Raw genomic sequence first — 14,695 nt, 5'->3', positions numbered from 1 at the left:
CTGCGAATAAAGCCCTTTTTTAGCTTGTAGGCAAATTTTTAGTGTAATTATTCCAGTATTTAGTCTGATTCTAAACAAGTATTTTTACTGCCTTTTTGTGCTGAATTTTACCGCATTTTTTACCAAAGCTATTTATTTTTATTAAAAACATCGCAATTCGGCTTTTTGATTATTTATTTCTACAACAAAAAAACAGCACCCAGAATATGAGTGCCGTTTTTGTAGATTGATGATTAGTAAAATAACAAAACAACTAACCTTAACAAACAGTGGGTGCGCTAACCCTCTTGTAACCAACTAATTCTATCTTTGCTTACTTTCTTTTATTGCCTTTGGAAGGTTTTACTTTGGCGTGCAGTCCCGTAGAATCCACATTTACATCTAGTTGTACGCTTTCTGCCGAGTCGCCTGTAATCTCAATGTGGCCTTTTACCGCTTTTACTTTGCCGTTGTCGTCGCTATCGTCGTCTTCGTCCTGCTCATCGTCGTTGTCGTCGCCAAACTCTCCTTTTTTGCAGGTTACACAAATCAAGCCTTTCTCGTGTGTGAACATAAATTGCTGCTCTGGCAATTTGTCCCAATCACCATTGAAGTCAATAACATTGCTGATAATGCGATTTGCTTCATGTGTTACACGGAACGGTTTGTTGTAAGGCACATACAGCGTCAGGTCGGCGCGTTGGCCTCTGAATGGCGCGTGGTCATTGAACGTAATGTTGTCGTCGAAAATCAGCGTAGAATCTTGCAAAGTCGTTGTGTGCGAAATAGTGTGTGCATTTTCTGTCGCAATATTGCGGTTTTCGCCTTGCGCCTTGAATACCGACACCAGTTTGAGGCTGTCGCCGTCGTAAGGTTTAAGCTCTACATTCAATGCGCGGTAATGTTCTGCTCCTGCATCGCGCACATCCAAGTGCAACGTGTTGGTTGGCGTTGGCAAGTATTCCGATTTTTCGTAACGGCCTTGATACTCAAAATGCCTTACATAATTGGTAATCATGGCTGCCATTATCATCACGGCCAAAAACCATAAACCCAGAGCCGTCCAACCAATAAAAGCAGAGATAAACGAGCGGCGCGTAAGCAAACTAAGCCCCGACAAACCCACCAAAAACGTAGGAATAAATGCCGCTACAAAACCCGCAATACTCAAACTCACGGGCAAGTCTTGTCCCAACATAACGGCTGGCATATCGCCAACGATAACAGCAGAGGAATTGATAATACCCACCAATGCACCCAAGCATATTACTTCTGCCACCATCATTACGAAGGCAATGAAAACCATCAGACCACCAATGAAAATGCGAGCTGCTTCCAAGCCAAATTTTAAGATTGGTTTGAGCGTAACGCTTAGGCCGCCCACTACCGCCGCAATCAAACGAAACGGAAACAATACCAACTTAATGAAAGGGCCTTCTTTCTGATTATCAGTTATATTGAAATTTTTTTTTATGCTTTTCTCAATGTTGTCGAGCGTAACAGGTTCACCTTGCATTTCCATTTTTTCGGTAATGGTTTTGGCCTCTGGCGTAATCGTCCACAACACCAAGTAAATGAGCAAAGTACTTCCGCCCACAAACAGACCCAACACCAAAAGCAAACGGATAATCGTAACATCTGAGTTAAAATAAGCACTCAAACCCGAAGCTACGCCACCAATCACACGGTTTTGTCCGTCGCGGAACAACTTCCTGATTTTGAGGTTTTCTTCCAAATTCCCCGCAGGAACTACTATCCACAGCACCAAGTACGAAACACAAATAAAGCCCGTAATCGGTGGGAAAAACCACAAGCCTAAGCCAAAGCACAAAACCAACAAACGAACCCAAAGCGGGTCTATGGCAAAATAATGTGCCACACCAGCGGCCACGCCGCCCACTAATTTGCGTTGTTCATCGCGGTAAAGTTTTTTACTTGCCTGAAAATCAGATTTTTCTTCCGAATAAGATTGTCCTTTGTTCAGGTTGATGCGCGAAGCTCTTGGCGGCGGTGGCGTAGCTGCTCCCAAATCTTCGGCGGCTTCTGCTTCGGCAGCTTCAAAGTCTGCTGTGCTGCCCATTTTGGCGATAAGCTCTTGCACATCTTCCAGCGCAACTACTTGGCGTTCGGCGTTGAGTTTGGCCAAAAACTTTTCGGCGATACGACCTTCTATGTCCGAAATGATTTCGTGGCTGTCGTCGTAGCCTGCAAAATATTTATGTATGGAATCAAGATAATGTTTCAGCTTATCGTAACCGTCTTCTTCTATGTGGAAGATGATACCGCTTATCGTGATACTTATTGTCTTTTTCATGGCTTTAATCCGTTGATTATCTGTGTACTGTAAGTTTGTTAAGGAAGAATACAAGAATTAAAATGTGTCAGGATTTTGCCCGAAAGTGGGCGGCATATCCGAAATTCTTTCGTCGCGGCGCGTAATGGCGTTGGTCGAAGAAGTCAGTTCCTGCCAAGTCGTATCCAGCCCATCAAGGAAAGTTCTTCCCGTTTCGGTGAGTGTATAGTATTTGCGTGGCGGCCCCGACACCGACTCTACCCATTTGTACTCCACCAAACCCGCATTTTTCAGGCGCGTGAGCAACGGATAAAGCGTTCCTTCCACCACCATCATACGTGCCGCCGTGAGTTCTTCGAGCATATCGGAGGCATAGACTTCGCCTCGCGAAATGATGTGCAAAACGCAGTATTCGAGAATACCTTTTCGCATTTGCACTATGGTGTTATCTAAGTTCATATCATGTCCGTGTTAAAATTTGATGTTACAAAGATACAGCAAGGAACTATGCAATGCAAGCTACTATCCGAAAAATATTTCTATCGGATAAAAGGTAGTGTGTATGGCCAAAAGATTGGACAAATGGTAGCGGCTTTTTGGGCAAAAGCTTCGTTATACTTTCGTGGATAGGGGGGGGAGTGTATAATCGCGTTGTTTGTGGTGCTGTTATATATTGTAGATGTGTGGTTTGTTGTTTTGTGTAAAAGGAGGGACGAGAAAATATGGATGATTTTATTGATGAAAAAAGATGAAAAATAATACACTGATTATCAATATGTTGTAAAATATTTTATTTTTTTTTGATGTGCTTGTCACCCTTTTTTGCTCTGAGAAACGTCTTGTATCAAAATGATTATTCAGTAAGACACTTACGAGGGTAATCTCACCATTATTCGACGCTCTTAGTATCATCTATTTTTATAACGTTAGTGAATATGTTGGCTAATGAGCCAATTACTAACAACCACTTTTACACAAGTGTAATTATTTGCTACAAGCAAAATTCACTCTTTTAAATTTATGTAATATGAACCACTCTTTTCCAATAAATAATACAAGTAACACACACTTTTTCTAATGACGTGACTTCTGCCTTTGGCACTGCTTTCATTGACAAGCCGTGCTAAAGGGCAGCAGCATTGCCACCACGTTATCAAACGACACAAAGAACTCATGCACAGTAATTTCAATATATTTTCTAAAGGTAAAACTTCATTCAGATAATTAGGTTAATTTAAATGTTTCACACACCAAACGAGGGTAAACCACTCTGTTTCACTGCCTTGTTTGGTGTGTTTTTTGTTTAATTAACAATCTTAGTGAATAGGTTTTAAGCCGTTTTTCGCGCCCACTTCGAGCATAAAAGCAAAAACTTCGGCGTGTTCGTTGGGGATTACGCCTTCCAAAATGGCTTCTTTGATACTTTCTTTAATCACGCCAACCATCGGGCTTGGCGTAAGGCCAAAAGTAGTCATGATTTCTTCGCCCGAAACGGCAGGTCTAAAGTTTCGGAGCTTATCAAACTCTTCTACTTCGTTCATGCGGCGTTCCACTTTATCGAAATTTTCCAAATAACGTTTGGCTTTGTTCGGGTTTTTGGTCGTAATGTCCGCACGGCACAAAATCATTAATCCGTCTAAGGCTTCGCCTGCTTCCACTATCAAACGTCTTATGGCTGAGTCGGTTACGGTATCTTTTACCAACGCTATTGGCCGCAAATGCAACCTTACGAGCTTTTGCACAAACTTCATTTTCTCGTTCATGGGCAAGCGCATACGCGCAAAAATGGCGGGTGTCATACGCGCACCTTTGTCTTCGTGGCCGTGAAACGTCCAACCTAATTTTTGGTCAAAACGCTTGGTCGCAGGCTTGGCGATGTCGTGCAGAATAGCCGCCCAACGCAACCACAAATCATCCGAAACCGCCGCCACGTTTTCCAACACTTCCAACGTATGATAAAAATTGTCTTTGTGCGTTTTGCCTTCCAAGTTGGCCGCGCCAAGTAGCTCGACCATTTCAGGGAAAATAAGTTGTAGTAACTCACTGTGCAACAAAAGTTTAAATCCGTAAGAAGGTTTTTTGGCCAAAATAATTTTGTTCAGCTCATCGGTGATGCGTTCTTTGGACACAATCTCCAGCCGTTCTTTGTTACGTGCCAACGCCGAAAAAGTTTCGGCTTCTATGTCAAAACCCAATTGCGTGGCAAAGCGAATGGCACGCATCATGCGCAAAGGGTCGTCCGAAAAAGTAATGTCTGGGTCTAATGGCGTGCGAATGATTTTTTTGCGCAAATCCTCCACACCGCCGAACGGGTCGAGCAATTGACCATAATTTTTGGCATTAAGGCCGATGGCTAACGCGTTGATAGTGAAATCTCTACGATTTTGATCGTCTTCCAACGTTCCGTTTTCTACGATGGGTTTGCGTGAGTCGCTGCGATACGACTCGCGGCGTGCGCCCACAAATTCCACTTCCCATTCGCCAGAGCGCAACATGGCTGTTCCGAAATTTTTGAATACCGTAACATTCGGTCGGTCGGGCAGCGCTTCGGCCAAGGCTTCAGCCAAGGCAATACCGCTTCCCAAACACACAATGTCTATGTCCTTGCAAGGGCGACCCAAAATCAGGTCGCGCACGAATCCCCCAATCACAAAAGCCTGCACGCCCAAGCGGTCGGCACATTCGGCTATTTGTTTGAAAATAATATGCTCGTCAAGAGCGGTTTTGTATATACTCATCAAAAACCTTAAATTAAAATAATGCGTTTTGCCGTGTCGGTGGCCGACTCACAAAGCGCGTAAAGCCTCACGGCTTTGTTCTATAAAATTTGATTAAAAATCAGATAATCAGTTTTTTGCAAAAATATTTTGTTAGGTTATAAAATAATTTTTGCGTGCGCCGCGCGTTTGGCTGGGCTATAAGTGGCCGCAATAGTAAACAAAATCACGCACAAACCCGTAACCACAAAATCCACCCAATGCACTTGCACGGGATAGGCTTCCACTACGGCACTGGTCATGCCCATAGACACAAATCCAAAATGTTGTTGCAGCAGACACAGCGCAAGCCCACCCGACAGCCCGACAGCCGTCCCGATGCCTGCAATTAGGCCGCCTTCTGCAATAAAAACACGCTGAATAAAGGCTTCGTCCGCGCCCAAAGCGTAGAAAATGCCCACGTCGCGCCGCTTTTCGATGGCCAACATACTTAGCGATACAAAAATATTAAATGAAGCAATTACCAGAATAAATAACAATGCGGCAAACGTAAACAATCTTTCTATTTTCATTACACGCAAAAATGAGGCGTGTTGTTCGTCCGAATCCAGTACCTTGAATTTATCGCCAAGTTGTTGTTTAATCGTTTCTTTAACTTCCTGTATGTCTGCGTTTTCTGTGGTTTTAATTTCTAATGCCGTGCGTTTTTGGCCGTGCTGCATGAGCATTTCCGCAAATTCCAGCGGCACAAAAACATATTTTTCGTCGTATTGGCTCGAAATCTGAAAAACGCCACTGGCCAAAATGCTTTTTTTGTTGAAAGCATCGGCGGGGTTGATGGCAATGTTTTTTTTGTTTTTGGGATACCAAAATTGCATTACGTCCAGTTGGTTGTGCAACGCCACGCCCAAAGCCTGTTGTATGCCCGCCCCGACGATAGCGTAAGAAATGTTACCACGTTTTAAAAGCGGTTCGCCTGCCACCATCGCGCTATCTATGCGGTGTTGTTGTTGGAAATTGTCCGACACGCCTTTTACGCGCACCACTACTTGCGCTTCTCGATAACGCAACAGCGCGTTGTCTTCTATTACTTCCGTAATCACCTGAACGCCTTGTATTTGCTGCAAAGGTTTTAGAAATGCGGGGCTTACTTCAAAGGTTTTGCCTTGCGCGGCTACTACTTTTATTTCGGGGTCAAAACGCTGGTCGAGCTTGCGCACCAACGCTTCCAAGCCATTGAACGCCGAAAGCACGATGACCAACGCAGCCGTCCCGACGGCCACGCCCAACATGGCAATAATGGACAAGATGTTGATAAATTTCTTCTCTTTTCCCGAAAAAAAGTAGCGACGAGCCACCCACAGCGCAGTGTTCATGTGTTTTGTTATGGTACAAAAAAATTGAAAGACTGGCCACTAAATTACTGATTATCTTACAGATAAAGCAATGTTAGTGGCCAGTCTATTTTGCAAAAAAAAGAATTATTTTTTAGTGGCAGCCAAATAGCGTTTTTCTACTTCTGCCCAGTTTACCACATTCCAAAAAGCCGCAATATAATCAGCGCGTTTGTTTTGGTATTTCAAATAATAGGCGTGTTCCCAAACGTCGAGAGCCAAAATCGGCGTGCCGTTGGTGATACCTTTGAGTTTCATCAGCGGATTGTCTTGGTTTGGCGTAGAAATTACTTCCAATTTGCCTTTGGTATTGACGATAAGCCACGCCCAACCCGACCCGAAACGGTCTGCACCAGCTTTGGCAAATTGTTTTTTGAAATCATCAAAAGAACCAAATGCGGCTGTAATGGCTTTCGCTGTCTCGGCCAAAGGTTGTTTTTCGCCTGTTGGCGTAAGCAATTGCCAAAACAAACTGTGGTTGTAGTGGCCGCCACCATTGTTACGAACCGCGACAGGATACTTATCCACATCTGTTAATAACTTTTCTAAAGACAAACCTTCTGCCTTCGTGCCTTTTACGGCTTCGTTGAGCTTTGTTACATAAGCCTGATGATGTTTGCCATGATGAATTTCCATCGTCATTTTGTCAATGTTTGGCTCTAAAGCATCGGTGGCGTAAGGCAACGGCGGCAACGTAAATTGAGTGTTATCGTCTGTAGAAACCCCTTCCAACGGAACAATGTTGGCTGTGTTTGCTTTTTGTTCGGCCAAAACCGAAGGCGCAACCATGGCCGCCATGGCGAGCATTGCTGCATTTTTGATGAAAGCGCGTTTGTCCATAACTTTTTGATTTAGTGATAAATGCTGGATTAAAAGCCTAATTTTTGGCGCACCGTTGCGAGCGTTTGCGAACCAATGGCGCGGGCTTTGTCAGCACCTTTGCGCAAGATACGGTCTATCTCGTCTGGATTGGCCATATAGTCATTAAATAACGCACGTTCTTTCTCAAAAGTTGCTACGATTAGTTCAAAAAGAGCTTGTTTGGCATGTCCGTAGCCATAATTTCCGCCCAAATAACGTGCGCGAAGGTCGGCAGTTTGTTCGGCAGTAGCCAAAAGTTGATACAGCTTGAACACGTTGCAAGTGTCAGGATTTTTTGGTTCTTCCAATGGCGTGCTGTCCGTCTGAATCGTTTTGATGACTTTGAGCAAGGCTTTATCGGGTTGGAAAATGTCGATGTAATTGCCATACGACTTACTCATTTTCTGGCCGTCCGTGCCAGGAATAGTCATAATTTGGCTATCGGTACGCGCCTGCGGCAACACAAAAACATCTTCGTTGTACGTGCGATTGAAGGCAGCGGCGATGTCGCGGGCAATTTCCAAATGTTGCACTTGGTCTTTTCCAACGGGCACAATATCAGCCTGATACAATAAAATATCGGCAGCCATTAGCACAGGATACGTGAACAAACCTGCGTTTACATCGGCTAAACGATCGGACTTATCTTTGAAAGAGTGGGCATTGGCAAGCATCGGATATGGCGAGAAGCAGCTCAAGTACCAAGTCAGTTCGCACACTTCTGGCAAATGCGATTGTTTGTACAGCATATTTTTTTCTGTATCAAAACCCATAGCCAGCCAAGCGGCGGCCACTGCATTTACATTTTCGATGCGCGCTTGGGCATCTTTGATGGTAGTGAGCGAATGAAGGTCGGCGATGAAGAAAAGCGATTCGTTTTTCTCCTCGCGCGAAAGAGCGATAGCAGGTTTAATCGCGCCGAGCAAATTGCCCAAGTGCGGCTTTCCTGAACTCTGAATGCCTGTGAGTATTCTGGCCATAATCTATAAAATGATGTTCTTAAATGAGGGTTTGGGCTAAAAGCCTGCGGCAAATATAATTTTTGCTGCAAAATAAACACTTAAATTACGCATACTCTTCTTTGCTTTGGACAAAAAATAGCGCAAACCTCAAATTTTTTTCAAGATTTTGTGGTTTGCTCTTTGTGGGATTTTCACGTTAATTCTTTCCGAAACATAACACACGTATCTCAAAATCACGTAGTTTGTTTTATATTTGAGCTGCTATAATCCCTTTTGATTAAAAATAAAAGATTTTCCTTTATCTTAAAACCTTATAAGTCTGTTAATTACAATACAAAAGCTATGAAAGAGATTTTAGAAATTGTTGATATGTTGTTTAATTCGGAAGCAATTATAGCCAAAGGCGGACTGATGCTTGTGGCCATGATTGTTTTTGCCGAAACTGGGCTTTTCTTCTGTTTTTGGTTGCCAGGCGACTATCTTTTGTTTTTGGCAGGAATGTTATGCGGGACGGGGACTTTTGATGTAAATATTGCGGCACTGGTGGGCTACATTTTTGCGGCAGCTATTCTGGGAAATTATATGGGCTATTGGTTTGGGCTAAAAGTGGGCGGAAAACTTTACCAAAGGCCAGATTCATTGTTTTTCAAACGAAAATATTTGGCCAGTACGCGCGAGTTTTTTGACAAATATGGTGGGAAAACCATCGTTATAGCGCGTTTCTTACCGATTGTACGCACGTTCGCCCCGATTTTGGCGGGCACTTCTCACATGACTTTTATGGCGTTTTCGCTTTATAACTTCATTGGCGCAACTTTCTGGGTTGGCGGTTTGGTCTTGGGCGGCTATTACTTGGGCGTTCAGTATCCCCAAATCATTAATTACGTGCATTGGATTATTGTCTTTTTCTTGTCTATCACTACGTTTACGGTCGTAAAATCGTACCTAAAAATTCGCGAAAGCCACAAGAAAAACCAACCTGCCAACGTTTCTAAGTAAACAAACTTGATGCCTATGAAAAAAGTAATGCTTGTTTTAGCAATGTTTTTGGCGGTTTGCCAGAGCAAAGCCGAAACCTCAGACGCTATTTTTGAAATAGAAACCAAAGCCTGTGAGGCGCAGTTGCAGCCTCTTACGCAACTGGAACAAAACATTGCGCAGCGCGGACAAATAAGCTATCAGCAACTCGCGCAAGAACAAAATACAGCGTTGGCGCAAGCCGCCGTAACCCAAAATTTGGACACGTATTTTGTGGCTACCAGCAAACGAAATTCGATGCCTTTGGTGCCGCCGTTTGTGTGGGGATTGTGCTTGAGTGTGGCGGGTTTGGCCGCCGTTTATTTCATCACGCAAGACGATTCTGATATTCGTTGGGCGTTTTTTGGCTGTGTTATTAGCACGCTTATTTTTGGTTTTGGTCTTTTTGGTGTATTTGGATAAAAATAAAACGCTGATAATCAGATGTTTTATTTGGTAATAACAAATCCACCTTACGTTAATTTACCGTTTGGCCAATACTTTTTGTAGTTTTGTATTCAATTTAAAATCCGAATGGCAGAAGGCACGATTATTGCGGTTTTCTACTTTTCGGATTTTTTATCGTTTTTAAGATTCTGTAACAATGAAAAAAATAGTTGCATTTGTAGTGTTATTGGCGGGTATCAATTGCCAAACTGCTTGGGCGCAGTTGCAGGCCAAACAAGACCCATTGGCACAAAAAATTTTGGATGTGATGGGTAAAAAATACAAAACACTCCAATCCTATAAAGCCACTTATTCCCAAACATTTCAGGCCAACGACGGCAAAACCCTTGATGAGCAGAAAGGCGAAATTTTGGTAAAGGGCAAAAAATTTAACCTCAAACTCAACAATCAAGTATTGGTTTGCGACGGTAATACGCTTTGGTCGTATGTGCGCGATGCCAAAGAACTAAACATTTCGGATTATCAGCCCGAAGAAGGCGAGATTACGCCAACCAACATTTACACCATGTATCAGAACGGTTTCAAATACATGATGATTGGAGAAGTAAAAGACAAAGGGAAAGTGTTTCAAGTAGTTGATTTAGAGCCAGATGACCGCAACAAAGAAATCTTGAAAGTACGCCTTTATGTTGGCAAAGCCGACCAGATATTGCATAAATGGATTATTTACGAACGCGGTACGAACAACCGCCAAGTATTTGAAATTACGAAATTTACGGCCAATGCTGCCGCTCCAGAATCTTCTTTTTCTTTCGATAAAAAGGTTTATCCAGTAAAAACACAGACAGATTTACGATGAGTAACACACCAAAACAAAAACCGTTTACGGTTATTTACGAAGACAATCACTTGCTAATTGTCAATAAAGCAGCAGGGCTTTTGGTGCAAGCCGACAACACGCGCGACATTACTTTGCTGGATTTTGCGAAGGCCTATATCAAGGAAAAATACAAAAAAGAAGGTGCTGTATTCATGGGTTTAGTGCATCGCCTCGACCGTCCCGTAAGTGGCTTGGTCGTGTTGGCACGTACTTCCAAAGGCCTCGAACGCATGACGGAAATTTTCCGCAAACGCAACGTACAAAAAACATATTGGGCGGTAGTGCGTCGGAAACCACCACAAAAAGCCGATAAATTGGTTCATTGGCTCGTTAAAAATGAAAAAACGAACGTTACGACGGCTCATGACACAGAAGTTCCGAATAGCCAACGCGCTGAACTTTCGTACAAAGTGATGGGCAAACTCAACGACCATTGGCTGTTGGAGGTTACGCCCGTAACGGGTCGTCCGCATCAAATCAGGGTGCAATTGGCCTCGATGGGTTGCCCGATTCGCGGCGACGTGAAATATGGCTTCGACCGCCCTAACACAGACGGCAGCATTAATTTGCACGCACGCCGTTTGTATTTTGTTCACCCGATCAAAAACGAACCTGTTGTTTGCGTCGCACCCGTGCCCGAAAATCCTTTCTGGGAGCAATATTTGGCTTTAGATGAGCCAGAAAATGTGAAAGACAAGAACTTGGATTTTCTTTTTTAAGTACAATTTAGATACTGATTTAATTTTATGGATATAAAAAGCGCGACCTTTGTGGGCAGTGCCGCCGACTACAAAAAGTGTCCCGAAACGCCTTTGCCAGAATACGCCTTTATTGGCCGTTCTAACGTGGGCAAATCGTCATTGATTAATATGCTGACCAACCGCAACGGCTTGGCCAAAACCTCTTCTACGCCAGGTAAAACACAGGTTATCAATCATTTTATGATTAATAATCAATGGTATTTGGTGGATTTGCCAGGGTACGGATGGGCAAAAGTGGGACAGGCACAACGCGAAAAATTTAACCTGATGATTCGCGAATACATCCAAAAACGCCCGAATTTGCAATGTGTGTTTGTGTTGGTGGACTCACGCCACGAACCGCAAAAGATAGATGTTGAGTTTATCGAATGGCTTGGAAATGCACAAATTCCGTTTGCCATTATTTTTACGAAAGCCGACAAGCAAACTAAAACACGCACGCTGGCCAATGTAGCGACCTACAACAAGCAGTTGAAAAAAACATGGGCAGAATTGCCGCAGGAATTTATCACGTCTTCGGATGAGCGAACAGGCCGTGATGAGGTGTTGGGCTACATCGAAAACCTACGTTTGCAGTGGCAAGAGTCGTAAGTCGAAAAATATTTTGCAAGAAACAGACATGATTATCAGTGTTTTGAAAATTTTTTAAAAGTTTTTTTAAAAAAATAGTTGCATTATAAAAAACAATCGTTCATATTTGCATCGCATTTCTGCTAAGGGGAATGCCCCTTAACTGGAGAGATGCCTGAGTGGTTAAAGGAGCAGTTTGCTAAACTGTCACCGGGTGACTGGTGCATGGGTTCGAATCCCATTCTCTCCGCACTTCAAAAAACACCTTCGGGGTGTAGCGTAGCCCGGTTATCGCGCCTGCTTTGGGAGCAGGAGGTCGCAAGTTCGAATCTTGCCACCCCGACAGATAAAAGTCCAAGACTGTAAAAAGTTTTGGACTTTTTCTTTTTTATCCCCACCCAAATCCATTGGTTTTCTCCCAAAATTTTATTTATCATTACAGTTTGTAAGGCGTTTCTATCATTTTTTGCCTAAATAACAATCAATCAGCTTATTGCCATGAATTTTGACATTACAATATTGGGTTCAAACTCCGCATCTTTTGCCTATGGGAGGCATCATACCTCGCAGTTGGTAAATCACAACCAATGTTTGTATCTGATTGATTGCGGTGAAGGCACTCAAAACCAACTGATCCGCTATAAAGTCAAAATTCAGCGCATTGGCCACATTTTTATTAGCCATTTGCACGGCGACCATTATTTGGGGCTGGTGGGTCTGATTTCGACGATGCACTTGCAAGGCCGCACGGACGAGCTGCATATTTTTGCGCCTGCGGGTCTGGACGAAGTTATTACACTGCAATTACGTCTTTCGGACACGCGCTTGAACTATCCTGTTACGTTTCATGAAGTAAATACAGAAGTTGCCGCCACGATTTACGAAAATGAGGTACTGACGGTTAGTACTATTCCGCTGAATCATCGGGTGAAATGCGCAGGTTTTTTATTTAAAGAAAAACCTAAAAAACGCCGTATTGTGATGGAGTCATTACACAGAGGCTACACTAATTTTCATCTGAATTTGCTGAAAAAAGGCGAGGACATCAAGGACGAAAACGGCGAAATTGTTTATAAAAACGCTGACGTAACATTGCCGCCCAAGCATAGCCGTAGTTACGCTTATTGCTCGGATACGCGCTATGACGAACGTATTATTCCGCTCGTGCAACACGCAGATTTACTGTACCACGAATCTACATTTATGACGGATATGGAGCAACGCGCCTACGAAACGTTTCATAGTACTGCCGCGCAAGCCGCACAAGTAGCCAAGACGGCACAAGTGGGAAAACTGATGTTAGGGCATTATTCTTCGCGCTATAAAGAATTAGAGCCACTATTGGCCGAAGCGCAAGAAGTGTTTAGTAATACAATTTTGTCTGTGGAAGGAGAAACGCTCAGTATTGCGTGTGAGTAAAATTTTAAATGCTTGATGTTTAAAATTCTTAATGTGGTTATTTGCTCGTATGCATTCTGTATTGTGTGAGTACGGGTGCTTTGAAAACTACTCAATATTGTAGTGATAGGCTGGTCGCAGCAAAATTTGAAAACAGGCTTATAATTTACCTGTATATAAAAAACAACGCTATAAGACCAAAAACTTATAGCGTTGTTTTTTATAGTGGATTAGTTATCTGTAATCGTCGTACATTGGGTCATAGATTTCGTCTATGTCGTCCGCATTTTCCTGTAATTCATAGTGTTGCTCGCTCTGAATATTGATGTTAATAAGTGCAGGCGGCAACATTGGATTTGAAATCCACACATTACCCGATGGATAAACATACATACCACGCCAATTGTCCCAATATAGATTGTAGCGAGGAAAAAACACCCATCTACGATAAAATGTATAACCAGGATTCCAAACAGGATGATAAACTACTACTCGGCTAGGGCGATAATGGCTGCGGTGGCGATGTACTACTACATGGTGGCGCGGACGCTCTACCACCACCACATGGCGACGTGGTTGGTGATAATGATGGTCGTGATGTACGCCGTGTCCATGACCATGTCCGTGATCATGTCCATGCCCTCTTTGGGCAAAACCAGCAGACACAAACAACATGATTATACTTATAATTTGCGCAAAATTTCTTACGATGCTTCTCATAACTTTAAGCGTTTTATTGTTAGACAACTGAAAGATGTATGTGTTTAATTAACAACGAGTAATAGTCATTTGTCTAACAGTAAACAAAGTGCGTGCCAAAATCATGAGATCTATGCAAGTTTGATTCATTAAAACGAAAAAAAGCAACTTAAAACAATATCTATCAAATAGTTACTGTTTTAAGTCGCTTTCTCTCAATCTTCAATTTATTGAATAATTAGTCGCTTGGTTACGACGCTGTTTAGTGTAAATACTTTCAAGAAATAAACACCTTGCGCCATATTATTTAATTGAATTAGAATGGGTTCTGGTTTTGCCTGTGAAACTGCGTTTTGATGAATTAGTCCGCCTTTTGTATCGAATAGCTCCCAACTTTTGATAGCTTCTCCTTCTAATGTAAAATCGCTAGTAGTCGGATTGGGAAATATTTGAATATCGTTTTGCTGTGCAATTTGGTCGGCAGTCGATATTAACGTCACATGAATATTAATAGACTTTGACACATTACAGTTTCCTGCGTTTGCCTCCCAATGTTCGGACAAGCCTTGATAACAGAAGTTGCAGGCATAGAATATTCAAACCCCATCTAAATCTTCCCCAAGGGGAAGACTTTAACAGGAATTGCAGGTAGGAAATATTCAAACCCCATCTAAATCTTCCCCAAGGGGAAGACTTTAACAGGAATTGCAGGTGGAATAACAGGAATTGCAGGTGGAATAACAGGAATTGCAGGTG

Annotated in this window: 14 protein-coding genes and 2 tRNA genes; 8 read left to right on the top strand and 8 right to left on the bottom strand. The window is 42.8% G+C overall.

Features of this window, described 5'->3' with window-relative positions; translation table 11 throughout:
* Positions 1 to 313: 313 nt before the first annotated feature.
* From BM090_RS11685 to trpS, 6 genes are all read right to left on the bottom strand, one after another.
* Positions 314 to 2,293, bottom strand: a complete 1,980-nt coding sequence (locus tag BM090_RS11685; protein ID WP_091512941.1) for a PspC domain-containing protein — start codon at positions 2,291 to 2,293, stop codon at positions 314 to 316.
* A 57-nt stretch (positions 2,294 to 2,350) separates the two neighbouring features.
* On the bottom strand, positions 2,351 to 2,731 hold the full coding sequence (locus BM090_RS11680) for a PadR family transcriptional regulator (RefSeq protein ID WP_091512938.1): 381 nt from the start codon (positions 2,729 to 2,731) through the stop codon (positions 2,351 to 2,353).
* An 857-nt stretch (positions 2,732 to 3,588) separates the two neighbouring features.
* Entirely contained in the window at positions 3,589 to 5,010 is a 1,422-nt protein-coding gene (locus tag BM090_RS11675) for a CCA tRNA nucleotidyltransferase (RefSeq protein ID WP_091512935.1), read from the bottom strand.
* A gap of 137 nt (positions 5,011 to 5,147) precedes the next feature.
* Positions 5,148 to 6,365 (bottom strand): ABC transporter permease, encoded by a 1,218-nt coding sequence (locus BM090_RS11670; RefSeq protein ID WP_091512931.1) that lies wholly within the window; start codon positions 6,363 to 6,365, stop codon positions 5,148 to 5,150.
* Between the two features lie 105 nt (positions 6,366 to 6,470).
* Entirely contained in the window at positions 6,471 to 7,223 is a 753-nt protein-coding gene (locus BM090_RS11665; RefSeq protein ID WP_091512927.1) for a superoxide dismutase, read from the bottom strand.
* Between the two features lie 29 nt (positions 7,224 to 7,252).
* On the bottom strand, positions 7,253 to 8,224 hold the full coding sequence (gene trpS, locus BM090_RS11660; protein ID WP_091512924.1) for a tryptophan--tRNA ligase: 972 nt from the start codon (positions 8,222 to 8,224) through the stop codon (positions 7,253 to 7,255).
* 324 nt (positions 8,225 to 8,548) lie between these two features.
* On the opposite strand from trpS, the gene BM090_RS11655 reads away from it, so the two are divergent.
* From BM090_RS11655 to BM090_RS11620, 8 genes are all read left to right on the top strand, one after another.
* Positions 8,549 to 9,205: a DedA family protein gene (locus tag BM090_RS11655; protein ID WP_091513564.1), complete on the top strand. Its 657-nt coding sequence runs from the start codon at positions 8,549 to 8,551 to the stop codon at positions 9,203 to 9,205.
* Between the two features lie 15 nt (positions 9,206 to 9,220).
* On the top strand, positions 9,221 to 9,646 hold the full coding sequence (locus BM090_RS11650; protein WP_091512922.1) for a hypothetical protein: 426 nt from the start codon (positions 9,221 to 9,223) through the stop codon (positions 9,644 to 9,646).
* Positions 9,647 to 9,827: 181 nt separating this feature from the next.
* Positions 9,828 to 10,490: an outer membrane lipoprotein periplasmic chaperone LolA1 gene (locus tag BM090_RS11645; protein WP_091512919.1), complete on the top strand. Its 663-nt coding sequence runs from the start codon at positions 9,828 to 9,830 to the stop codon at positions 10,488 to 10,490.
* Positions 10,487 to 11,230 (top strand): RluA family pseudouridine synthase, encoded by a 744-nt coding sequence (locus BM090_RS11640; protein ID WP_091512916.1) that lies wholly within the window; start codon positions 10,487 to 10,489, stop codon positions 11,228 to 11,230. The genes BM090_RS11645 and BM090_RS11640 overlap by 4 nt, the downstream gene beginning before the upstream one ends.
* A gap of 27 nt (positions 11,231 to 11,257) precedes the next feature.
* Positions 11,258 to 11,863, top strand: a complete 606-nt coding sequence (gene yihA, locus BM090_RS11635) for a ribosome biogenesis GTP-binding protein YihA/YsxC (RefSeq protein WP_091512913.1) — start codon at positions 11,258 to 11,260, stop codon at positions 11,861 to 11,863.
* 144 nt (positions 11,864 to 12,007) lie between these two features.
* A tRNA-Ser gene (locus BM090_RS11630) sits at positions 12,008 to 12,092 on the top strand.
* 18 nt (positions 12,093 to 12,110) lie between these two features.
* Positions 12,111 to 12,185: transfer RNA gene (locus BM090_RS11625), tRNA-Pro, on the top strand.
* 155 nt (positions 12,186 to 12,340) lie between these two features.
* Positions 12,341 to 13,261, top strand: a complete 921-nt coding sequence (locus BM090_RS11620; RefSeq protein ID WP_091512910.1) for a ribonuclease Z — start codon at positions 12,341 to 12,343, stop codon at positions 13,259 to 13,261.
* 213 nt (positions 13,262 to 13,474) lie between these two features.
* Here BM090_RS11620 and BM090_RS11615 read toward each other — a convergent pair whose 3' ends face one another.
* Positions 13,475 to 13,960, bottom strand: coding sequence for a hypothetical protein (locus BM090_RS11615; protein ID WP_143083954.1), 486 nt, complete (start codon positions 13,958 to 13,960; stop codon positions 13,475 to 13,477).
* Positions 13,961 to 14,166: 206 nt separating this feature from the next.
* Positions 14,167 to 14,439 carry a T9SS type A sorting domain-containing protein gene (locus BM090_RS11610; protein WP_177199917.1) on the bottom strand — a complete coding sequence of 91 codons (273 nt, stop codon included), beginning with the start codon at positions 14,437 to 14,439 and terminating at the stop codon, positions 14,167 to 14,169.
* Between the last annotated feature and the right edge of the window lie 256 nt (positions 14,440 to 14,695).

It is taken from the genome of Flexibacter flexilis DSM 6793 (assembly GCF_900112255.1).
Taxonomy (GTDB): Bacteria; Bacteroidota; Bacteroidia; order Cytophagales; family Flexibacteraceae; genus Flexibacter; species Flexibacter flexilis.
The sequence above is the reverse complement of the archived record's forward strand: the minus strand, read 5'-3'. Positions and strand labels throughout refer to the sequence as shown.

Bases quoted from the DNA above. Each gene is read 5' to 3' on its own strand.
- BM090_RS11685 (WP_091512941.1), bottom strand. From the start codon at position 2,293: ATGAAAAAGACAATAAGTATCACGATAAGCGGTATCATCTTCCACATA.
- BM090_RS11680 (WP_091512938.1), bottom strand. From the start codon at position 2,731: ATGAACTTAGATAACACCATAGTGCAAATGCGAAAAGGTATTCTCGAA.
- BM090_RS11675 (WP_091512935.1), bottom strand. From the start codon at position 5,010: ATGAGTATATACAAAACCGCTCTTGACGAGCATATTATTTTCAAACAA.
- BM090_RS11670 (WP_091512931.1), bottom strand. From the start codon at position 6,365: ATGAACACTGCGCTGTGGGTGGCTCGTCGCTACTTTTTTTCGGGAAAA.
- BM090_RS11665 (WP_091512927.1), bottom strand. From the start codon at position 7,223: ATGGACAAACGCGCTTTCATCAAAAATGCAGCAATGCTCGCCATGGCG.
- trpS (WP_091512924.1), bottom strand. From the start codon at position 8,224: ATGGCCAGAATACTCACAGGCATTCAGAGTTCAGGAAAGCCGCACTTG.
- BM090_RS11655 (WP_091513564.1), top strand. From the start codon at position 8,549: ATGAAAGAGATTTTAGAAATTGTTGATATGTTGTTTAATTCGGAAGCA.
- BM090_RS11650 (WP_091512922.1), top strand. From the start codon at position 9,221: ATGAAAAAAGTAATGCTTGTTTTAGCAATGTTTTTGGCGGTTTGCCAG.
- BM090_RS11645 (WP_091512919.1), top strand. From the start codon at position 9,828: ATGAAAAAAATAGTTGCATTTGTAGTGTTATTGGCGGGTATCAATTGC.
- BM090_RS11640 (WP_091512916.1), top strand. From the start codon at position 10,487: ATGAGTAACACACCAAAACAAAAACCGTTTACGGTTATTTACGAAGAC.
- yihA (WP_091512913.1), top strand. From the start codon at position 11,258: ATGGATATAAAAAGCGCGACCTTTGTGGGCAGTGCCGCCGACTACAAA.
- BM090_RS11620 (WP_091512910.1), top strand. From the start codon at position 12,341: ATGAATTTTGACATTACAATATTGGGTTCAAACTCCGCATCTTTTGCC.
- BM090_RS11615 (WP_143083954.1), bottom strand. From the start codon at position 13,960: ATGAGAAGCATCGTAAGAAATTTTGCGCAAATTATAAGTATAATCATG.